A 22,652-nucleotide genomic window follows, 5' to 3' on the forward strand; every position below is an offset into this window, starting at 1 on the left:
ATCAGTGCGCCACGCCGAATTCGGTGCCGAACAGTTCGGGCGCGGCGACGGTCACGATCTCGTCACCGCGCGTCAGGCCTCGCGACAGGATCGCGCGCCCGTTCGCGGTCGAGGCGATTTCGATCCGCCGGCGGACGAAGCTGTCTGGAGCGGTGCGCTGGTAAACCCAGTCGCCGCCATAGATGTCGGTGACGATCGCCGAAATCGGTACGGCGAGTCCGCTTTGGGCACGGCCGGCGAGCGGCAGCGCGATCGCGACCCGCTGGCCCACGCGATAGGCACCGTCGCGATTGTCGAGCGCATAATAGAGGTCGACCGTTCCGGCGAGGGCGTTTGCCGAGGGCGGTGCCTGAACCGGGCGCGCGGCGCGCGGTGGTCCATCTCCGCCGAGCGGCCGCACCTCTACCGCTCGACTCCGCTCGACCGATCCCATGTCGGTGCCGAACACCGGCACGCGGACCCAGACGCTCGCCATATTTGCCATCGCCCCGACCGCAGGGCCCAGCAGCCGGCGCTGCGCGAGCGCCGCGTCCACCGCCGCCTGCGCGGTGGCGAGCGCCGCCGCCGCCTCGTCTCGCGCGCGGACGCTGCCGGCTTCCTCGCGCACCAGGGCCTCGGCCCGGCCCAACGCGACGCGCGCCAGCCGGGCCTGCGCGCGGGCGCGGGCGATTTCGCCTTCGGCGGCGACTTGGGCTGCGCCGATTTGCGCAACGTTGCTGAGCGATCCCGTGGGCACGCCGCCGGCTCCTGCTGGAACGACGATTTCGCCGCTTGTCTCACGCCGTGCCGCAGCACTGTCGGCGCCGACGCGCACCGTCGCGATGCCCAGGCGCTGCTGCGCTTGTGGCGTGAGCGTCAGGCGCAGCAATTCTGTTTCGCGCCCGACCGTCTCGGTATGCACTGGCGCGACGGCGGGCTTGGCCCCCTGCTGGCCGCAGGCGCACAGCATCTCGATCACGCCGCTGAACAATAGGATCGATCGCATCGGTGTCGCCTGCTGGAATGAAGGCGCCCTGGTAGCGTGCCGATCGTGGAGCGACGCTTCCCGATACTATACGATTTGTCCATGTTCGCCGACCAACAGGTCCGCGGATCGCGTGCAAAGATACGCCTTCAATGCGAGCGGTGGCGGAAGCGCTAAGTCGTAGCGCGCAGGGGTGATATGCCGCTAGCCGAGCAGCGCTTGCAACTCGATCAGCATAAACTCTTAAATCGCCCAGATCGTACCAAGATGAGGCTACGGGCGCGTCAATCCTATTCGCACGGCGATCGCCGCCCTGCGGCTCAAGACGCTAAATATATCTGGAAATTTCCACATCAACGTTCACAATCACTTCAACCTCAAGAATTATCTCGTCGATTGCCAGATCTCAAAGGAACGCCGGTCAACCACGCTGGTCGAGTCGCGCAAGAACATACGAATTGTTTTGCAGTGAAAGTTACGGGGCAAGATCACACAAAATTTTCGGTCTCATAGACAGGCATCGGATTTTGCCTTGCAAGACGGCGCGGAAGCTTCTCAATTATTGGCCGATATTCTTTCGATATGGATGTCGCTCGTTTTTCTGGGCGCGTTGAGGGTGAATTGCAGCATCTGCCCGGGCATGTCCGTCTGTGCGGTTAGGCGTTTGCCATTGACCATGACATTGCTCGGGTCTTCCCAACCATGAACTGTTACAGCGATCTGAGTCCACCACGGCTTGAAGCTACCTGCTCGCGGGCCGAAGGATATCGTCATTCCCTTCGTGGTAACGGCGCAACGGACAGTTTGGCGGAAAAAGGCGTCGCGGGTGTAAGCCAAAGTCGTGCCGTCATCCTCATACAGCGTGCCGACGCACTCGCCGCCCGGATAGACGTCCAGCATCAGCGGACCCGAGGGCGTCTGCGCCGTGCTCTGCACCAGCGGCTGGCGCGGCAGGATCGTGCCGGCGCGGACGAACACCGGCAGGCGATCGAGCCGCGGCACTTCGATCACGCGGTCGCCCTTGGCATATTCCGTCGGCACGGCCTGCGTCGCCGACTGGATCGGCCCGGCGGTGGTCGGCTCGGGCGTGCCGGCGCGCAGGCCGGTCCAGTAATCGAACCAGCCGCCGGCGGGTAGGCACACGTCATAGCTCTGCGGCGATTCCGGGCTTGGCGGGGGCGCGATCAGCAGCGCCTTGCCGAGCGTGAACGCCATCGACTGGTTGCAGCCCATCTTTGCCGCATCGGGATAATCGTAGAATACCGGACGCATGATCGGATCGCCCAGCCGGCTGTTCTGATCTGCCAGTGCATAGAAATACGGCATCAGGCGATAGCGTTCCTCGACGAAGCGGCGACGGATCGCGAGATGGTCCGGGCCATCGACCCATGGCTCGACGCGCGGCGTGCCGGTGGCGGAATGATCGCGGAAGACCGGCATGAACGCGCCGATCTCGAACCAGCGCGTCAGCAGGTCTGCGCTCGGGCCGCCGGCGAAACCACTGACATCGGCGGCGCTATAGGCGAAACCGGACAGGCCGAGATTGATGATCTGATGCACCGAGAGTTTCAGATGATCCCAGGTCGCGCTGTTGTCCCCGGTCCAGGTCACGGCATAACGCTGGCCGCCGGCATAGCTCGCGCGCGTCATCACGAACGGGCGTTCGTTCGGGCGCAGTTTGAGCAGGCCGTCATAGGTCGCGCGGGTATTCTGCATGCCGTAGACGTTGTGGATCTCGCGGTGATCGGCCGTTCTGGGGGCGAAATCGTCGCTGGCGATACGGTGGCGCGTGTCGAGCGGCATCGTCTTGGTCGGCGTCTCGAAAATCGCGGGCTCGTTCATGTCGTTCCAGAATCCGGCGATTCCGGCGTCCAAAAAGCCCTTGAACAGCCCGCCCCACCAGGTGCGCGACTTGGTTTGCGTGAAATCCGGGAACACCGAAGGGCCGGGCCAGACCGGAGCGACATAATCGCTGCCGTCCGGGTTCTTGACGAACTCGTCGCCCTTTTTGCCGCGGGCGTAGGGCGCATAGCCGGAATCGACCTTGGCGATGTGCAGATCGGTGATCGCGATCAGCTTGATCCCTTCCGCATTCATATCGCTGGCCAGCTTGGGCAGATCGGGAAAGGTCATGGGATTGGTGGTGAAGGGCCGGTTGCGATCCTGATAATCGATGTCCAGCCAGATCACGTCGGTCGGCACCCGATCCGCGCGCAGGCGCTGCGCGATGCCGCGCACCTCGTCCGCCGACATGTAGGAATAACGCGACTGCTGATAGCCGAGCGCCCATTTCGGCGCGAGCGGCGGACGACCGGTGAGGCCGGCATAGCGGCGCGTGACATCGGCCATCGTCGGCCCGGCGATGAAGTAGTAATCGATCGGGCCATCGGGTCCGCCGAAGCTCAGCGTATCGGCGTCGCGGTGGCCGAAATCGAACCAGGTGCGATAGGTATTGTCGAGCAACACGCCGTAACTGCCGCCCGGAGCACCGGTCGAGATGAAGAACGGGATCGACTTGTAGATCGGATCGTCCGAACTGCTGAACCCGAACGCGTCTGTGTTCCAGTCGACGAAGCTATGTCCGCGCCGGTCCAGCCCCTCGGTCTTGTCGCCCAGACCAAAGAAATGTTCGCCGATCGGCAGCGTCTTGGCGATGGTGAAGGCCGGGCCGTCGAGTTTCGCCGGGGCGACATCGGCGGACAGGATCTTGCCATCCAATGTCTCGAACGTCACCCCGCCGCCGGTACCGATGCGGACGCGCAGCGAGGCGGTGGTGAAGCCGTCGGGCGTCGCGGCCACTTTGACGCGCGCCTTGCGCAGTTCGGGCAGGACGGCCCAGCTGGCATCCTCCGCATAGGTGCCGTCTCGGGCGATGCGCACGCGGATCAGATCGTCGGTGAGCGCGATCAGGCGCATCTTCGTCGCGCCGATGGCGATCTCCACGCCATCCTTTTGCGGGCTGAGCGTTGCGGCGATTGCTGCACTTTGCTGCGCATATGCTGCGGGGACGAACGATGGTGTCGCAGCGGTCGCGAGCAACAAAGCGAGGCGTTTCATATAGGCTCTCTTTACCGGGGGAGGCGGGTGAGGTGCGGTTGGAAGTTCAGCGCGCAGCGGTTCAGGAAATCGTCGATCACGGCCACGTCGATCGGCGCGATATCTCCGCCCGCCGGCACCAGTCGGGCGTCGTCGGGGAAGGTGCCGTATCCTGCCATCAGGCAATGCCAACTGATCGCGCTGTAATAGCGGCCAATGCCGGCGGGATCGATCATCGCCGCCATGTCCGCGCCGGTAAACCAGGCGGACATCAGGCCCTTCAGCGTGCCCGAAAGATCGGAGACGGCGCGGGCTTCCGCCCAATAGCCGGTCGGATCGTCGTGGCGTTGATTGAGCCGATAATGCGCGACGATATAGTCGCGCACGCCGTCATAGCGTTCGGCTATCCTGATGTTGAACGGATCGCGTGCGGCGGGGGTGAAGCCGTCCTTATCGACCGCGTCGAGAAACGCTTCGACCGTGGCGATCACGATATGGAGCGCGGTCGCTTCGAGCGGTTCTATGAAGCCCTGCGCCAACCCGACCGCCAGCGCATTGTGCGACCAGCTTTCCGCCACGCGGCCGACGCGCATCTTCAGGTGGCGCGCGTCGCCGGTATCGCCGACGCCCAGATGCGACCGCAGTTCCGCCTCGGCGTGTTCGGAGGAAAGGTGGCGGCTGGAATAGACATAGCCGTTGCCGGTGCGGCTGGTCAGCGGGATGTCCCACACCCATCCTGCGCTGAGCGCGGTGGCGCGCGTCTGGCTGGCGAGCGCGCCGTCGGGCACGCGCGGCGTGGGCATGACGACGGCGGAATCGTTGAACAACGAGTCCGCGAATTTCACGAACGGGACGCTTAGGGTCTGTTCGAATAGCATCGAGCGGAAGCCGCTGCTGTCGATGAAGAAATCGCCAGCGATCCGCTCGCCTTCGTCACAGATCAGCGCCGCGATATCGCCGTCAGCGCTGCGCTCTACGCTGGCGACGCGGCGTTGCAGATGCAGGACACCGAGCGTCTCCGTCGCGTGGGCCGACAGGAATGCGCCGACCTTGTGCGCATCGAAATGATAGCCGTAGCTCACCTCGAACGGGAAATTCTCGTTCGGTTGCGGCGCGCGCGATGCGGCGGCGAGGCGGGCGGGGAGTAAGAAGCGATCGGGGTGAGCCTCTACGTTTCGCCCGGTGCGGAGGGCGCGCGTCTGATAGAAGAATTGCTGCGCGGTATGTCCGTCGAGCGCGGTGGGGAAGGGGTGGAAGTATGCCTCGTAGCCGGTACGATCCGACCAGCCGTGAAAGCCGATGCCGAGCTTGTAGGTGGCGTCGCAGGCCGGCATCCATTCGGCTTCGGTGATGCCGAGCGTGTCGAAAAAGGCCTTGAGTTGCGGCGTCGATCCTTCGCCTACGCCGACAATGCCGATCTCCGGGCTTTCGACCAAGGTCACGCGCGCTTGCGGCCACGCTTTGGCGATCATGCAGGCCGTCATCCAGCCCGCTGTGCCGCCGCCGAGGATGACGATGTCCAGGTCCCCGGGCGCGGGAGTCACGACCGCAGCACCACGCCGGAAAAGGCCGGGAGCAGACCGGGTTCTGCCCGGTTGGCGCTGAGCAGGGCTATGCCATCCCGTGCGACTGTCGCCGGCCATTCGCGTGCGATTTCGCCGAGGTTGAACACGCACAGAAGCCGCTCGCCGTCCGCCTCTCGTTCGAAGGCAAGCAGGGCGTCGTCGCTGTGCACGACGCGGATGTCGCCGTAGCGCAGCGCCGGGTGCGCATTGCGCGTTGCGATCAGGTGTCGGGTGAAGTGCAGCAAAGACTCCGCATCCGCTTCCTGCCGGTCCACCGCCAGCGCGCCGTGATCGCCGCCGAAGGGGAGCCAGGGCGCGGTCGACCCGAAGCCATGATCGGGCGCGGTGGCGATCCACGGCATCGGCGTGCGCGCACCGTCGCGCGACAGCGTCATCGGCCAGTTGGCGATCGCCTCGGGATCGAGCAGATCCTCGAACGCGATATCGACCTGCGTCAGGCCCAGCTCCTCGCCCTGATAGAGGAAGATGTTACCGCGCAGGCAGACGAGCAGCAGCATCTTCATCCGCGCGAAGGACTGCGCATTGTCTGGCGTGGTCCAGCGCGAGATCGCGCGGGGCGCATCGTGATTTTCGAACGCCCAGCTTGGCCAGCCCATGCCGGCCACATCCGGCCAGCGCCCGACCGCATCGGCGACGAGATCGGGCGTCAGCGCATCGGCATAAAGGAAGTCGAAGCTGTAAGCGCTATTGAGGCGGGCCTCGCCGGCGGTGAAGAGCTTCATCTCGCGGTCGCTATCCTCGCCGCCGATCTCGGCCACGGTGAAGCCCGCGCCATATTCGTCCATCAGCGCGCGGATGCGTTCGAGGAAGCCGGGGATGTCGGCATGGCCCTGATTGTGCAGCTTGAGCTGGAAATCGAACGGCCGGGTGCGCGCGCGATTGGTGGCAGGCGCGGGCGGGTTATCGGTCAGCGCCGGATCGTGCATCGCGAAGTTGATCGCATCGAGGCGGAAACCGTCCACGCCGCGATCGAGCCAGAAGCGCGCTGTGTCGATCAACTCCTGCTGCACGGCCGGATTGTGGACGTTCAGCTGCGGCTGTTCCTTCAGGAAATTGTGCAGATAATATTGCTGGCGGCGCGCGTCCCAGGTCCAGGCCGGGCCGCCGAACACCGATTGCCAGTTGCTCGGCGGGCTGCCGTCGGGCTTGGCATCGGCCCAGACGTACCAGTCGGCGTGGGCCCCCGATCGGCTGGCGCGGCTGGACTGAAACCAGGCGTGATCGTTCGAGGTGTGCGAATAGACCTGATCGATGATCACGCGTAGGCCGAGCGCATGAGCGCGTGCGATCAGCGCGTCGAGATCGGCAAGCGTGCCGAAGATTGCATCGACGTCGCGATAATCCGCTACGTCATAGCCGAAATCCTTCATCGGCGAGGTGAAAAAGGGCGACAACCACACCGCATCGACGCCGAGCGACGCCACGTAATCAAGATGCGCGGTGACCCCGGCGAGATCTCCGATACCATCGCCGTTCGAATCCGCGAAGCTGCGTGGATAGATCTGATAGATTGCGGCACCCTTCCACCACGGCGTTCGGGGTGCGGCATCCGGGGTCGGCTGTACGGCGCAGGTCATGGAACTCATTTGTCTGGGGAGGCGGCGCAGATCGCGTAGCCGAGCGGGGGGAGGGTGAGCGAGAGGCTGCCGGGCGCGGTCGCCTGTGCCGGGCAGGCACCGGCGAGTGTGGTGAAGCGGGCGGAGTTCGCGCCGATTTCGACATTGGCCGACAAGGGCGTGCTGGAGGTGTTGAGCGCGATCAGGATTTCATGCCCGTCATCGTCGCCGCGCGTGAAGGCGAGCAGGCCGGGCCTGTCCTGCGCATAGCGGACGATCGTGCGGCCGTGGCGCAGTTGCGTATGATCGCGGCGGATCTTCGCGAGCGTGGCGATCGTCCGGAAGATCGGATTGTCCTGTCCGAAATGCGCCGTTGCAGTGGTCGTGGTCGTGCCGATCAGGCGGTTGTCATTATAGCTGGCGACCTGACTCGCAAACATGTCCTCGCGCGCATCCTGATCGCCGCCATGGCCGGTAAAGCCTTGTTCGTCGCCGGAGTAGATCGTCGGCACGCCGCGCGCGGACAGCAACAGGACGTGCGCGAGCGTCAGGCGTTGAAGCCGTTCGGCATCTGTGGCTTTGGGCCAGGCTAGATCGAGCATATGCCCCATCCGCCCCATGTCGTGATTGCCGAGAAAGGTTGGCAGGCGCTGCGCCGCCGCATCGCCGCCCTCGTACAGTATGTCGCCATCGATCAGTCTGGCGAAGACGTCGGTGCCCGCCTTGCCCGATAGGAGCGCGCGGGCGGCAGCCTGGAAAGAGAAATCGAGCACTGCCGGTAACTTGTCGCGGCGCGTATATTGCGCGGTATAACCGGGATCGACGGCTTCCGAATACACCTCGCCGAAGATGTGGAAATTGGCGATGCCGCGGGCGGCCGCACGGGCCTGCATCGCGGGGACGAAGGCCTGCCAGAATTCAGGGTTCACATGGCGCGCGGTATCGATGCGGAAGCCGTCCACGCCGAAGCGATCGATCCAACTGCCGAAGATCGACACGAAGCCGGAGACGACGCGCGGATCCTCGGTCATCAGATCGTCGAGGCCGGAGAAATCGCCGTAGCGCGCGGATTCACCGGCGAAGGTGGAGTCGCCGCGATTGTGATAGTAATGCGGATCGTTCAGCCATTCCGGCACCTTCACATGCGCCTCGGCCGGCGGCACGAACGGGGTGTAGGCGAAGGCCGGATCGGTCAGCTTCGCGAAATTCTCCGGCGTCTGCACCGCGTCGCCCGCGAAGTCGGGATTAATCGGCTTGCCGGCGATCCCGCCGCGCCGCTGATACGGATAGTCAGCCTTGCCGCGATACGGGCAGGGTTTGCCGATACATTCGCGGTACTGGATCACGTCGGCGGTGTGGTTGGCGATGATGTCCATATAGACCTTCATGCCGCGCGCGTGCGCCGCGTCTACGAAGGCGGCAAAATCGGCATCGGTGCCGAAATGCGGATCTACCGTGGTGAAATCGGTCACCCAATAGCCGTGATAGCCGGCACTTTCCTGGCCCGACGCGCCCTGAACGGCCTTGTTCTTGAAGATCGGTGCGAGCCAGATCGCGGTGGTGCCGAGCGACTGGATGTAATCGAGCCGTCGCATCAGGCCCTTGAGGTCGCCGCCGTGATAGAAGCCCTTCGATGTCGGATCATAGCCGGTGGTCAGGCGATCGCCGGACAGGCCACCGCGATCGTTGGCCGGGTCGCCGTTATCGAACCGGTCGGGCAGGACGAAATAGATGATCTCGTCCTCGGGCGGCCGGGCGCGCAGGGCCTCGACGGGCGTCGCGGCCTGACCGACGAGCGCGAGCAAAAAAGCAGCGGCGATGCTCATGCTGCGGCCATATGCGGCGCAGCACAGTGCCGCGCGATGAAGTCGACGTGGGACGGCATCTGCGCGACCTCGCGGGCGTTCAACTTGTCGATCGTGTCCATGAATTCGGCGAGATCGTGCTGCGGGATCGCATCGGCCAGCGGGTGATGGCCTCGCGGCATGATGCCCTGTCCGGCGAGGACTTGCAGCCAGCCGACCTCGGTGAACAATTCCTCATGCTCGCGCGTGATATGGCCGTTGCCGCGCCACAGATCGATCTTGGCGGCGAGCGTTTCCGGCAGCTCCATGTCGCGGCAAGATTGCCAGAACGGTTCGGTGCGTGCGTTCGCCTTGTAATGCAGGATGATGAAGTCGCGGATCCGTTCGTATTCGAAATCGCTCTGGCGGTTGAATTCGGTGCGGTCGGCCTCGGCGATCGTGCGGCCGGGCAGGAGCTTCATCAGGCGCGAGATCGCCGACTGGATCAGGTGGATGCTGGTCGATTCCAGCGGCTCCATAAAGCCGCCGGCCAGGCCAATCGCGACGACGTTGCGGTTCCACATCTTGCGGCGCTTGCCGGTGCGGAAGGGGATTGCGCGCGGTTCGGCCAGAGCTTCGCCGTCGAGTCCCGCCAGCAGGATCGCCGTCGCCTCGTCCTCGCTCAGATGTGTGCTGGAATAGACGATACCGTTGCCGGTGCGATGCTGGAGCGGGATGCGCCATTGCCAGCCGGCCGATTTGGCGGTCGATCGGGTATAGGGCGTGAATGCGGCGCTGCGCTGCGACGGCACGGCGATGGCGCGGTCGGCGGGCAGCCAGCGCGTCCAATCCTCATACCCGGTCTTCAGCGTCTGTTCGATGAGCAGGCCGCGAAAGCCGGTGCAGTCGATGTAGAGATCGGCGGCGACCTGCGTGCCATCCTCCAGCACGATCGCGGAGACATCGCCTGTCGCGTCCTGTTCGACCCGCACGATCTTGCCCTCGATCCGGTTGACGCCGCGTGTCTCCGAATAGCGGCGGAGATGGCGCGCATAGAGTCCGGCGTCGAAATGGAAGGCATAGGGCATGTCGGGCAACACGCGGGCGGTACGCGCCGGCCCGCGCTGCATCCTGTCCGCCAGCGCCGCTTGATTGTTGAGCGAATAGGCCGCGAGATCACCCGCCAGTCCGAGCGACTTCGCGCGAAGCCAATATTGGTGGAACGGCAGCAGCCCGACGTCGCGCCCGATATCGCCGAAGGCGTGCATGTAGCGGTGGGAGGGGTTGAGCCAGTCGACGAATTCGATGCCGAGCTTGTACGTGCCCTGCGTCGCCTTGAGGAACGCGTCCTCGTCGAGCCCGAGTGCGTCGTTGAACAGGCGGATCTGCGGGATCGTCGCCTCGCCCACGCCGACCGTGCCGATCTCCTCGGATTCGATCAGGTCGATCTCGAACCCGACCTCCAGGAAGCGCGCGAAGGTCGCCGCCGCCATCCACCCGGCGGTACCGCCGCCGGCGATGACGATCCTGATCGGCTGTGTCTCGGCCATCGTCCGCGTCCCCGCTTCTCGTCTCTCAGGCACCGAACGAGGCGGACGGCGGATCGCTCCGCCGCCCGCCCGCAATCGCATCAGAACTTGTAGGTGATGCCCAGATAATAATCACGCCCGTAACGCTGGTAATCGATCACCTGACGCGGATCGTCGTTCTGATAGGTGACGAACGGACGATCGGTCAGGTTCTTGGCCTGCGCCAGAATGCCCAGGCCCTTCAGGAAGCCGTCCTGGAATTCATAGCCGATCTGCGCATCGAGAATGCCTTCCGACCGGGCGGTGCGATAGGTCGGGTTGGCGGACAGGCCGGCAACTTCCGCCAGGAACGACGAGCGGTAGCGATAGTTCACGCGCGCCTGGAAGCCGTGCTTCTCGAAATACACCGTGCCGCTGCCGGTCCATTTCGACAGGCCGGGCAGGGTGATCGGCTGGGTCGGGTTGCTGATGAACTTGATCGTCGATTGGGTGTAATTGCCCGATACGAACATGCCGAAACCGTCGAGGGCCGATGTCACCGCCTTGAACGGCAGCGAGATCGTGCCCTCCAGGCCCATCACTTCGCCGCGCCCGGTATTGGCCGGCGCGCTGACATTGCCGATCGCCAGGCGATTGGCGACGACGATCGCCTGCTGCGCCGGGGTCAACGCGCCGAGCAGCGAGGAGAAGTCGTATGCGTAGCTGTTGTTGGGATCGACGAAGTCGGTCAGGTGCTTGAAGTATCCCGACAGCGCGACATAGCCGCCACCGGTGAAATACTTCTCTAGGCTGATGTCGATATTGGTCGACTGATAGGGCCTGAGCGCCACGTTGCCGCCGTTCGAGGTGAACACCGGGTTCAGCGACGGATTGGTGTTGTTGACCTGAATGTTGGCGGTGTTGATGCTCACATCCTGCGTCACGCGTTCCTGATCGAGGCGCGGCCGCACCATCGTCTGCGAGGCACCGATCTTCACGTAACCCTGCGGCACCAGTTCGAGCGACAGCGTCGCGGAGGGCAGGAAGTTGGTATAGACGACCTTCTGCTTGGCCGGCGCGATCGTGACGACACCGGCAACGACGCTGGCGATCTGGCCGGTCGAGCTTTGTTCGGTACGGATCACCTGCGTGCCGATCGATCCCTTCAGCGTCTTGCCGCCGAGTTCGCCGTCGATCCTGATCTTGGCATAGCCGGTATAGACGTTCTCGGTGACGACGTTGTCGCGCACCAGCGAGCTCGGGCGGTTGTCGTAGAAGCTGTTGTAGCTATTGTTGTACAGATACAGAGGGTCGAGCGCGAGCACCGCGGGCACGCCGAGATAATCGAGCGGGATCTTGCCCAGGATCGCCTGGGACGGGATCGGTGCCGAGGTCGGCGTGTTGCTGGCAACCGTGCAGTTCGTGCCGCCGCCCTTGGGGCAGAGGAAGAACGACTGGTAGGCGCTGGTCTTCTCGCGCCGGCTGAAATTGCCGCCGACTTCCCAGCCGCGCACGATGCCGCCGTCGAATTCGCCGTTCAGGCTGGCGCGCAGCGACTTCAGATCGTCCTTGAAGCTCGGACGATTGAGGAAGCCGGCCTGCACCACCGCCTGCGTGCCGTTATAGCCCCAGCCCTGCGGATCGGTCAGCTTGAACACGTTGGTGTTGGTGTAATCCAGCGTCGGCACGATCTTGTAGGTGCCATTGGCCTGCTGCGTCACCTTCACCGTGTCGTCCGGGCCGGTGCCGCCGTAACCGACGCCGGTATAGGTTTCGAGCAGGAAGTCGGTGCGCGTGGCGTGGCTCCAGCTGGCATCGACGTTCAGGTGGATATGGTCGCTCAGCTTCAGATCGTTGTTCCAGCCGAGCGAGAAATTCTCCGCCTTGCGCTGATTGTAATCGTTGCGCTGGATCGCGTGGACGCCGCTGAACGTCGTCGCGGTGGCGAAGCCGTTGTTCACCGTGATGCCGCTCTGCGTCGGGCTGGAGAAACCGAGCGGGAATTCGATGCCGCGGAGATGCTGCGTTTCCTCGAAGTGCGAATAGAGCGCATCGAAGGTCGAGTGGAAATTGTCCGACGGCTGCCACTCGATCGTCGCGACGCCGCCATAACGCTTCAGCTCGTTCGACTGGACGTAGGGCTTGGCCCCGCCGAGCACGAACGGGCTGGCCGCCGTGCCGGCACCGGCATAGCCCCAGGCATTGTAGCGCTCGTCCTGCGACGGCGTCATCGTCGCCGACGCACCGATCGCGATGCCCAGTGTGTCGCCGGCGAACTTGTCGACATAGGTTGCCGAGGCGCGATAGCCGTAGCGCGAGCTGTCCGGGTTGAGGTTCTTGATGCCGTTCATCTGGCCGCGAGCGCTGACCGCCAAAATGCGCTGCGACTGATCGAGCGGACGCAACATGCGCAGATCGACAGTGCCGGAAACGCCGGCGGCGATCAGCGAGGCGTCGGCGGATTTGTAGACGTTGACGTTCTTGAAGAATTCCGACGGATATTGATCATATTCCACGCCGCGATTGTCACCGACCGTCACCTGTTCGCGGCCGTTGAGCAAGGTGGTCGAGAAATCCGGGCCGAGACCGCGGATCGACAGGCGCTGGTCGCGCCCCTCCAGACGCTGCGCGGTCACACCGGGCAGGCGGGCGAGCGAATCCGCGATCGACACGTCGGGCAGCTTGCCTACGTCTTCGGCCGAAACGGAATCGACGATCAGCGTAGCCTCGCGCTTGATCCGCGCGGACGAGGCGAGCGAGGCGCGGATGCCGGTGACGACGATCGCGCCTTCCTCGGTGGGGGCGTCGGCGACCGGATCGGCCGGCGCAGGCGCGGTCGGCTGCGGCGAGGGATCGGCCTGGCTGGTGGTCGCGGTCGTCTGGGCCGGCGCGGTGCTGTTCGCGTTCGGCACGGCGGGTGCGACCTGCGCGAAGCCCTGTGCCGGGAGCAACAGGGCAATGGCCATCATGCTGCTGCCCGCGCCGAGCGCGATGCGGCGCGCGGACATGCGCTGGGTGGAATCGAACGACCGCGAAATGCGGCCCATCGGCGATACGGTCATGCTGTTCCCCTTCGGCGGGTTCGATCCCGCGCATCCTCTACAACTACGTCGTCAAATTGAGTCGGCGTCATTGACGCGCGCCGATTTGCCCGTGGGCCGCCTATATTTGCGGCAGGGTCGTTGCAAAAGCTGCGGGCATACGTATTCACAGTGGTTATGTCGGGCGGGACCTTCGCCCGACCCGGAAAATCAGGATCATGGCGCGCCGCCCCACCTCCTTCGATATCGCGCAATTGGCCGGCGTGTCGCAGCCGACCGTGTCGCGTGCGCTGCGCGGCGTGAAATCGGTCAACGCGCAAACGCGGGCGCGGATCGAGGGCATCGCCAAGAGCCTGCATTACGCGGTCGACAAGCACGCCTCGTCGCTGCGCAGCCAGGCCGCGAACACGCTGGCCTTGCTGTTCTTCGAGGAGACGGCGGCGGAGGATGCGGCGATCAACCCGTTCTTCCTGTCGATGCTGGGATCGATCACGCGGGCCTGCGCGCGCGCCGGATACGATCTGCTGATCTCGTTCCAGCAATTGTCGGGCGACTGGCATGTCGATTATCAGGACAGCCACAAGGCCGACGGGATCATCCTGCTCGGCTATGGCGATTACGAGGCGTATCGCGCGCGGCTGGATCACTTGGCCGAACAGGGCACGCATGTCGTGCGCTGGGGTGCGGTCGGCACCGGGCCGGCGGGGATCACGGTCGGCTCCGACAATCGCGGCGGTGGCGAACAGGCGACCGCCCATCTGATCGCGCAGGGCCGTACGCGGATCGCTTTCCTCGGGTCCGCCGACAGCCGCTATCCGGAACTGGAGGAGCGCTATCGCGGCTATCTCGGGGCGCTGGCGGCGGCCGGGCTGGTGGCCGATCCGGCGCTGCGCGTCGATGCGATCACCAGCGAGGAGGCCGGGCAGGACGCGATCGCGGAATTGGCGCGACGCGGTGCGACCTATGACGCGATCTTCGCCGCCAGCGACAGTATCGCGATCGGCGCGATGCGTGCGCTGGCCGCCGCCGGGCGAAGCGTGCCGGGCGACGTGGCGATCGTCGGATTCGACGACATCCCCTCCGCCTCGCTGACCAGTCCGCCGCTTTCCACCGTCACGCAGGATACGCGGCGGGCGGGCGAGGTTCTGGTCGAGACGTTGCTGGGGCAATTGCGTGGCGAGATGGCGGTGCCGGAACCGTTGCCGACGCGGCTGGTGGTGCGGGCGAGTAGTGGGGTTGTTTGAACTTAGCCCCTCCCCTTTAGGGGAGGGGTTGGGGTGGGGCAGTCCCGTCTCGAAGAGACCAGCTCTTGTTTTTTGCGGCACGGCCCCACCCCAACCCCTCCCCTGAAGGGGAGGGGCTTTTTAGGCCATTGCTCAGTCGTCGAACAGGAACAGGTTCAGCGTCAGCCGTCCCGCTAGCGGATCGCCGCTCAGAACCACCTCCGGCGGCAGGTGCGCGCAATGCAGCGTATTCCCGGCATAGACCAAAGCCCGGTTGAACGCCCCCGGCTGCACCGCGATCCGTTCGTATAGCGGCGTATCACCGGAAATGTAGGATGGCTCCGGCATGCCGTGCAGGCGCACATCATCTTTCAGCGCGCTTTCGAAATCCGCCAGTCGTGCGGGGTCGACACTCTCGAACCCGGTTGCGCGCTGGCGGTAGAAGGCGGTGCCGCCCTGATCGCCATGGCCGAGGAATAGCAGCAGCGCGATCCGGCTCGGCTGCACGCCATCGAAATGCGGCAGGCGCTGGATCGGGGCGAGATCGGCGGGCGGGGTGGTGACGAGCGAGTAATAGGCCTCCGACACGGCGGGGGCCGGATCGAGCCCGAAATGCTCGGCCAGCAGCGGCGCGATCCTGCGGCGCATCGTTTCCGCCAGGCGCGGCGGCACGTCGGCGCGGATGCCGGGATAATGCGGGCCGATCTGGCCCATGCGCAGCGCGGCGGCATCCTCGCGCAGCATGTCGGGATCGGGCCAGAAATCGTCGATGACGATCAACGGACGCTGTTCGTTTCCCTGGCGGTGGAGGGTCGTGGTCGGCATGGGTCGTGTCATGGCGCTGCGGGCGGGATGTTCGCAAGCCCCTCCTATGCCGTCACCCCGGACGTGTTCGATGCTTTGCCCAAACGTATGCTTCCCCGGCGGAGGCCGGGGCCCAGTCGCGAAGGTCGATGTTACTGCGCGCAACGCCCGATCACTTCTTTTTCCCGACTGGGCCCCGGCCTTCGCCGGGGAAGGGCTATTGGGCGTGTTGGAAAGGGACGCGCGCCAAGCAAGTCCGCAAGACGGTCGTGGCGGGCTATCCTTTAGGTATTCGTATGCAGCCTTGTGCCCCAACCGCCTTCCCGGCACTCAGGCGCGAATGGTCCACGGTCGAGCGACAAGCGCCGGGGCAGGGGAGGCGAATGTCTTGAACGAAAAACCGGTGCAGGGCTTTGGCGGCCTGTGGAACATCAGCTTCGGCTTTTTCGGCATCCAGATCGGTTTCGCGTTGCAGAATGCGAATATGAGCCGGATCTTCCAGACTTTGGGCGGGTCGCTCGACGATCTGTCGTATCTGTGGGTCGCGGCGCCGCTGACCGGGCTGCTCGTGCAGCCGATCATCGGGCATTACAGCGATCGGACGTGGAACCGCTTCGGCCGCAGGCGACCGTATTTTTTCGCCGGGGCGTTGCTCGCGGCGTTCGCCTTGTTCGTGATGCCCGAGGCGAAGATCCTGTGGCTCGCCGCGCTCACCTTGTGGGTGCTGGACGCGTCGATCAACGTGTCGATGGAGCCGTTCCGCGCATTTGTCGGCGATATGTTGCGCAAGGATCAGCACACTGCGGGCTACGCCTTGCAGACGGCGTTCATCGGCGCGGGCGCGGTGGTGGGATCGATCTTCCCGTTCGCGCTGGCGCATCTCGGCGTGTCGGGGGTTTCGCTGGGCGGGGTGCCGGATACGGTGCGCTACAGCTTCTGGTTCGGCGGCGCGGCTTTGCTGCTGGCGGTGCTGTGGACGGTCGGCAACGTGCGCGAATACAGCCCCGAGCAGATGGCGTCGTTCGGTGACCATGACGCCGACGAAGGCGTGGCGCAGCCGGTGCGGGCGCTCGCAGCGCGCGGGTTCGGCAGCAGCATCGCCTGGATCGTCGGTGGCGCGGCGATCGTGCTCGCGGTGCCGGAACTGGGCTTGCAGAAGGAAGTGTATCTGCTGGGCGCGCTGCTGATCGCCTACGGTCTGGCCAGCATCGTCGCGATCCGGCTGGCGCGGGGCGGCAATGCCAACAATGCGCTGAGCATGATCGTCGGCGATTTCTCCGGCATGCCCGATGTGATGAAGCGCCTTGCCCTCGTGCAGTTCTTCAGCTGGTCGGCGCTGTTCATCATGTGGATCTTCACCACGCCGGTGGTCGCGCAATATATGTTCGGATCGCGTGATGCGACGAGTGCGGCGTACAACGCGGGCGGCGATTGGGTCGGCGTGCTGTTCGCGGTCTATAACGGGGTCGCGGCACTGGCGGCGTTGCTGGTGCTGCCGAAACTGGCGGCGCGGATCGGCAAGGTGAAGACGCATATCGCCTGCCTGCTATGCGGTGCGCTGGCCTATGCCAGCTTCCTCGTCATCCGCGATCCGAACCTGCTGATCTTCAGCGAAATCGGCGTCGGCATCGCCTGGGCGTCGATCCTCGCGATGCCCTATGCGATCCTCGCCTCCAGCCTGCCGCAGGCGAAGCTCGGCATCTATATGGGGCTGTTCAACGTCTTCATCGTCGTGCCGCAATTGCTCGTCGCCACCGTGATGGGATCGGTGCTGAAGGCGTTCTTTCCCACCGACCCCATTTGGACGATGGCCTTCGCGGCCGTGGTCATGACCCTCGCCGCGCTGGCCATGCTGCGCGTGCCCGAAACCGGAGACGCCTGATGCGTGCCCTGATTGCTGCTGCCCTTGCCCTGATGTCCACCACCACGCTGGCGCAGACACGCCCGCCGATCGACCAGCGCACCGAGGCGGATTATGCGCCGCGCCCCTATACGACCGTGCAGAATGCGCCGTGGATGAAGGATGCGGTGATCTATCAGCTGAACACGCGCCAGTTCAGCAAGGAAGGCACGTTCCGCGCCGCGCAGACGCAATTGCCGCGCCTGAAGAAGCTCGGCGTTGATGTGATCTGGCTGATGCCGATCCACCCGATCGGGGCGAAGAACCGCAAGGGTACGCTCGGCAGCCCATATTCGGTGCGCGATTATATGGCGGTGAACCCGGAATTCGGCACCAAGGCCGATCTCAAGGCGTTCGTCGATGCCGCGCACGCGCAAGGGTTGCACGTGATCCTCGACTGGGTCGCCAACCACACGGCGTGGGACAATGCCTGGGTCACGCAGCATCCGGATTGGTATAAGCGCGACTGGGCCGGCAATTTCCACCCTACGCCGTGGTGGGACTGGTCCGACATCATCGACCTGGATTATTCCAAGCCCGGTTTGCGCAAGGCGATGACCGAGGCGATGGCCTATTGGGTGCGCGATTTCGGCATCGACGGTTATCGCGCCGATGTCGCGGGCTATGTCCCGCTCGATTTCTGGGAAGGCGTGCGCGCCGACCTGCAGGCGATCCGCCCGGTGTTCATGCTGGCGGAATGGAAGACGCCGGACCTGCTGATGCGTGCGTTCGACGCGACGTACAGCTGGCAATGGTACGAGACGATGGAGGGCCTGTACGAGGGCAAGGCCAACGCGACGTCGCTCTACGGCTATTATAGCGAGAACGAGAAGGGCTGGCCCAAGGCCGGCATGCGCCTGTTGTGGATCGAGAATCACGACATCAATTCGTGGCACAAGACCGAGTTCGAGGCGTTCGGCGACATGCTGCCCGCCGCGATCACGCTGGAGATGATCAGCGAAGGCCTGCCGATGATCTATAATGGGCAGGAGGCGTGCAACCCGAAGCGCCTGGAGTTCTTCGAGAAGGACGCGATCGACTGGTCGAAGCCGTGCGCGCTGAACGACCTGTATCGCGACCTGATCGCGTTCCGCAAAAGCCATCCTGCGCTGGGCAACGGCAAATGGGGCGCGACGATGGTCAAGGTGGAGAACGACAAGCCGGCCCAGGTGTTCAGCTTCGTACGCGCCGCCGGCAAGGACAAGGTGTTCGCCGCATTCAACTTCTCCAAGGCACCGGTGACCGTGACCTTTCCGACCACGTTGCAGGCGGGCAGCTACCGCGAATTCCGCACCGGCGCACGTACGGTAGTGAAGGCGGGGACGACGATGGTTCTGCCGGCATGGGGAAGCACAGTATTGGCGACGCAATAAGGAGATGCCCGATCGGGTTGAATCGGGTGAAGACGGGTTCGCATAAGATTGACCGCACCTGTCAGCGTGGTCATCAACCGTCGTCCTTGCAGCGAGCGGACCCAAGCCGCACAGCGGATGCGTGACCGCCACGACTGCCCTCCGCACAAAGACGACGCGAATGGTACTTTTCGCCTCGGGTGATTTTGCCTGCAATCTCTATTGGCAGAGCGTCACGCTGTTCCTGTTCTTCTATTATACCGACGTGCTTCACCTGCCGCCCGCGATGGCGGGTGCGATCGCTACGGCCGGGGCGTTGTGGGATGGCGTGGCGAACATTCTGGTCGGCGCGATAGCCCAGCGTAGCGGGGCGTACCGGCGCTTCCTTTTGGTCGGATCGGTGCCATTGGGGCTGGCGTTCGTGCTGGTCTATGCGCTGCCCGCGCAGATCTGGATGCTGGTCTTCGCGCAGATGCTGTTTCGGACAGCCTATGCGGTGGTCAACGTGCCTTATGCGGCGCTGAGCGCGAGGATCAGCCTGGACAGTCGCGATCGCACCCTGATCGCTGGTTTACGGATGCTGTTCGGCACGCTGGCGGCGGTCGCGGTCACAATGGGGACACCTTGGATCGCGTTGCGCCTGACGGGCGATGCGCTTAGTCCGCAAGGCTTCCTGATCGCGGCGACCGTCTTTGCGGTGATCGCCACGCCGCTACTGGCGATCGTGGCGACGAGCATGCGCGACACGCAGGCCCCGCAGCCCGACGCGACCGATCCGTCGATCGCCACCTGCATCGCAGCGCTGGTGCGCAACCGCGCGTTCGTGACGCTCAATCTGGCCAGTGCGGCGATCGTCGTTGCCATAATCTTCGTCGGCCAATCCGTTCTGTATTATTTCAAGCATGTCGCGCACGCTGGCGAGCTTGGGCCGAATGTCCTAGCGATGATGAGTGTCGCAGGGGCGGTCGCGGTGCCGCTGTGGATGATGGTGACGGCCAGAATCGGCGTGCGTGCGGCCTGGATCGGAGCGACCGGGATCGGATGGATCGCGCTTGCCGGCTTCGCAGTTTCAGGGGGCACGGGCGAAGCGCAATTGCTGTTCGTGGTGATCCAGGCGGTCTTCGTCGCGTTCAACCTCGGCCTGTGGGCGATGTTGCCGGATACGGTGGAATATGGCGAACTGCAGTCCGGGGTGCGGGTGGAGGCGATGGCGTTCGGCGTTTCGGCGCTGATCCAGCGGATCGCGCTGGGGTTCGCAATATGGTCGATGGGCATGTCGTATGAGTGGATCGGCTACCGAGCCTACGGTGTGCTTGCGCCGCACACCGTCGCCGCGATCACGGCGCTGTTGATTTATGTTCCGGCGATCGCGTTGGGCGTCGGCCTTATCGCGATGTTCGCCAACCCGTTGCGCAGAGGCGCGCACGCGCGGCTCGTCGCCGAACTGGAGCGCCGCCGTGCGAGTGCCGGGCCTATCCCGCCATCAGGTTGAACGTCGTCGAAACCCCCTCGTCCTGCGCGGACGGGGCGACCCAGAGACGGAACCGGCCCGGCTCCACCGTCCGCGCCAGATTGATGCCGACGAACAACAGGTCCTCGCGCCGCAGTGTAAACACCAATTCCTGCTTCGTCCCCGCCGCCAGCCCGATCTTGCGGAACGCCTTCAGTTCGCGCACCGGGCGGGTGATGCTGGCGGCAACGTCCTGAATGTAGAGCTGCACGACCTCCTCGGCGTCCTTCGTGCCCGTATTGGCGATCGTCGCGCGGATCGTCAGCACCCCGTTCCAGCCGAGATCGGGCGTGTCGAGTTTCAGGTCGCTATAAGCGATCCGGCCATAGGTCAGGCCGTGTCCGAAGGCGAAGCGCGCCGCGTTGGGTGCCTCGCGGTAATGCGCCTTGTATTCCTGCGGCGCGCCCGGCGGGTTGGGCCGCCCGGTCGATTTATGCGCATAATATAGCGGCTGTTGCCCGGTCGCGAACGGGAAGCTGACCGGAAGCCGCGCGGATGGCCCTTCCATGCCGAACAGGATGTCGGCGATCGCCGGACCGGATTGCGAGCCCAGGAACCAGGTGACGAGAATGGCCGGCGCGGCGAGCACCGCGCCGCCCAGCGCCAGCGCACGACCGTTGCGCAGCAGCACGATCACCGGCTTTCCGGTCGCCGCCACCGCCTCTGCCAATGCCTGTTGTGGCGCGGGCATGACGATGTCGTCGCGCGATTGCGCCTCGCCGGACATACGCTGGCTTTCGCCGATCGCGAGGATGACGATATCGGCCGCGCGTGCCGCCGCCACGGCGGCCTCGATCCCGCCGGGGATCGCCGCCTCCGCTTCGGACCCCGGCGTGAACGTCACGCCCGAAGGATCACGCACCGCCGCGCGCACCGCCGTGGCGAGATCGACCGCATCGGCATCGGTGCCATAGACGTTCCACGGCCCGATCAGATCGCGTTGACCGGCGGCGAAGGGACCGATCAGGGCGATGCGCTGGCCGCTGCGGGGCAGGGGCAGCAGATCGCCGTCGTTCTTCAGCATCACGATCGAGCGCCGCCCGGATTCCCGCGCCAGTTTGAGATTGGCGGGCGTGCGCACACGCGTCTTTTCACGGAGCGGCGCGATGCGGCGGAAGGGGTTGTCGAACAGGCCGAGGCGCGATTTGACGAGCAGCACGCGTCGCACCGCCTGATCCAGCCGCGCCATCGGCACCTCTCCGGCGGCGACCAAGGCGGGCAGGTGGCGGAGGTAGAAGCCGCTCTGCATGCTCATGTCCACGCCCGCCAGGAAGGCGAGCCTGGTCGCCTCGCGCGCATCGGCGGCGAAGCCGTGCGCGATCAGTTCCTCGTCGCCGGTATAATCCGAGACGACCAGGCCGCCGAAGCCCCATTCGCGGCGCAGCACCTGATCGAGGAGCCAGGGATTGGCCGTCGCGGGGACGCCCGAAATTTCGTTGAAAGACGCCATGGTCGATAGCGCACCGGCATCGAAAGCAGCCTGGAAGGGGGGGAAGTAGACCTCCCGCAACGTGCGCTCCGATATGTCGACCGTGTTGTAATCCAGTCCGGCCTCCGCCGCGCCATAAGCGGCGAAGTGCTTGGCGCAGGCCATCACGGCATCATCGGCCGTGAGCCCTTTGCTGCCCTGAAACCCGCGTACGCGCGCGGCCGCCATCAGGCATCCGAGCAGCACGTCTTCGCCCGCACCCTCCACACCGCGCCCCCAGCGCTGGTCGCGGGCGATGTCCACCATCGGCGCGAACGTCCAGTCGATTCCCGCCGCCGCCGCCTCGGTCGCGGCGGCGCGCGCGGTGCGTTCGGCCAGCGCCGGTTCGAAGCTGGCGGCCTCGCCCAGCGGCACCGGGAAGACGGTGCGGAAGCCGTGAATGACATCGGCGGCGAACAGCAGCGGCACCTTCAGGCGCGATTCGCGCATCGCAGCGGTCTGCATCTGCCGGGCCATTTCCGCGCCGTTGCCGTTGAACACGCCGGTCAGCCGTCCGGCACGCACCTCGGCCATCTGCGCTTCGAAGCTGGACGCCGCGCCCGCCGGGTTGAGCGCATTCGCCGCGCCGCCAGCCCAGGCCGCCGCCATCAGGGTCAGCTGGCCGGCCTTTTCCTCGACCGTCATGCGACGCAGCACATCCTCCAGCGACGCGGGCAGCGCACCGTCGGTCTGTGCCATCAACGCGCGGGCGGGGCTGGCCAACCAGGCCGACACGGTGGCGGCACCCATCATCAGCGCCCGCCGCGAAATATCCTGCCGTGCCATTACGTCTCTCCTGGTTCGCATCGTACGCTTCCGTGCTGCGTAGCAGCCGCGAGCGTTCGATACATGATCTTGTAACCGCTTTCTCGTTGATGTAACCGGTTACATCAAGAGCACGATCGCGCCGGTCAAGGGGC

13 protein-coding genes are annotated in these 22,652 nt (G+C 65.0%); 4 read left to right on the plus strand and 9 right to left on the minus strand.

The window, feature by feature from the left end; genetic code table 11:
* Position 1: 1 nt before the first annotated feature.
* The 7 genes from U1738_RS16180 to U1738_RS16210 form a co-directional block, all read right to left on the minus strand.
* Positions 2-985: an efflux RND transporter periplasmic adaptor subunit gene (locus tag U1738_RS16180; RefSeq protein WP_332790080.1), complete on the minus strand. Its 984-nt coding sequence runs from the start codon at positions 983-985 to the stop codon at positions 2-4.
* Positions 986-1,519: 534 nt separating this feature from the next.
* A complete protein-coding gene (locus U1738_RS16185; protein ID WP_332790081.1) occupies positions 1,520-4,021 on the minus strand; it encodes a TIM-barrel domain-containing protein in 2,502 nt (833 codons plus the stop codon).
* An 11-nt stretch (positions 4,022-4,032) separates the two neighbouring features.
* Complete coding sequence (locus U1738_RS16190; protein ID WP_332790082.1) at positions 4,033-5,544, minus strand: tryptophan halogenase family protein; 1,512 nt, start codon at positions 5,542-5,544, stop codon at positions 4,033-4,035.
* Positions 5,541-7,163: an alpha-amylase family glycosyl hydrolase gene (locus tag U1738_RS16195; protein WP_332790083.1), complete on the minus strand. Its 1,623-nt coding sequence runs from the start codon at positions 7,161-7,163 to the stop codon at positions 5,541-5,543. The genes U1738_RS16190 and U1738_RS16195 overlap by 4 nt, the downstream gene beginning before the upstream one ends.
* Before the next feature lie 5 nt (positions 7,164-7,168).
* A complete protein-coding gene (locus U1738_RS16200) occupies positions 7,169-8,968 on the minus strand; it encodes an alpha-amylase family glycosyl hydrolase (RefSeq protein ID WP_332790084.1) in 1,800 nt (599 codons plus the stop codon).
* Positions 8,965-10,476 (minus strand): tryptophan halogenase family protein, encoded by a 1,512-nt coding sequence (locus U1738_RS16205; protein WP_332790085.1) that lies wholly within the window; start codon positions 10,474-10,476, stop codon positions 8,965-8,967. Before U1738_RS16205 ends, U1738_RS16200 begins: the two co-directional genes overlap by 4 nt.
* An 80-nt stretch (positions 10,477-10,556) precedes the next feature.
* On the minus strand, positions 10,557-13,496 hold the full coding sequence (locus U1738_RS16210) for a TonB-dependent receptor (protein WP_332790086.1): 2,940 nt from the start codon (positions 13,494-13,496) through the stop codon (positions 10,557-10,559).
* A gap of 197 nt (positions 13,497-13,693) precedes the next feature.
* Between U1738_RS16210 and U1738_RS16215 the strand changes: the two genes are divergently transcribed.
* Positions 13,694-14,719 carry a substrate-binding domain-containing protein gene (locus U1738_RS16215; RefSeq protein WP_332790087.1) on the plus strand — a complete coding sequence of 342 codons (1,026 nt, stop codon included), beginning with the start codon at positions 13,694-13,696 and terminating at the stop codon, positions 14,717-14,719.
* 132 nt (positions 14,720-14,851) lie between these two features.
* Here the strand turns inward: U1738_RS16215 and U1738_RS16220 are convergent, their stop codons facing one another.
* A complete protein-coding gene (locus U1738_RS16220; protein ID WP_332790088.1) occupies positions 14,852-15,523 on the minus strand; it encodes a DUF6445 family protein in 672 nt (223 codons plus the stop codon).
* Positions 15,524-15,842: 319 nt separating this feature from the next.
* Between U1738_RS16220 and U1738_RS16225 the strand changes: the two genes are divergently transcribed.
* The 3 genes from U1738_RS16225 to U1738_RS16235 all read left to right on the plus strand — a co-directional run bounded on the left by U1738_RS16225 (position 15,843) and on the right by U1738_RS16235 (position 20,246).
* The gene (locus tag U1738_RS16225) at positions 15,843-17,384 is read left to right on the plus strand and encodes an MFS transporter (protein ID WP_332790089.1); all 1,542 of its coding nucleotides are present in this window, start codon (positions 15,843-15,845) and stop codon (positions 17,382-17,384) included.
* Entirely contained in the window at positions 17,384-18,775 is a 1,392-nt protein-coding gene (locus U1738_RS16230; protein WP_332790090.1) for an alpha-amylase family glycosyl hydrolase, read from the plus strand. The genes U1738_RS16225 and U1738_RS16230 overlap by 1 nt, the downstream gene beginning before the upstream one ends.
* Before the next feature lie 160 nt (positions 18,776-18,935).
* On the plus strand, positions 18,936-20,246 hold the full coding sequence (locus tag U1738_RS16235) for an MFS transporter (protein WP_332790091.1): 1,311 nt from the start codon (positions 18,936-18,938) through the stop codon (positions 20,244-20,246).
* Here the strand turns inward: U1738_RS16235 and bglX are convergent.
* Positions 20,227-22,518 (minus strand): beta-glucosidase BglX, encoded by a 2,292-nt coding sequence (gene bglX / locus U1738_RS16240; RefSeq protein ID WP_332790092.1) that lies wholly within the window; start codon positions 22,516-22,518, stop codon positions 20,227-20,229. The genes U1738_RS16235 and bglX overlap by 20 nt on opposite strands.
* Positions 22,519-22,652: the final 134 nt, after the last annotated feature.

This window comes from Parasphingomonas caseinilytica (genome assembly GCF_036663755.1).
Taxonomy (GTDB): domain Bacteria; phylum Pseudomonadota; class Alphaproteobacteria; order Sphingomonadales; family Sphingomonadaceae; genus Sphingomonas.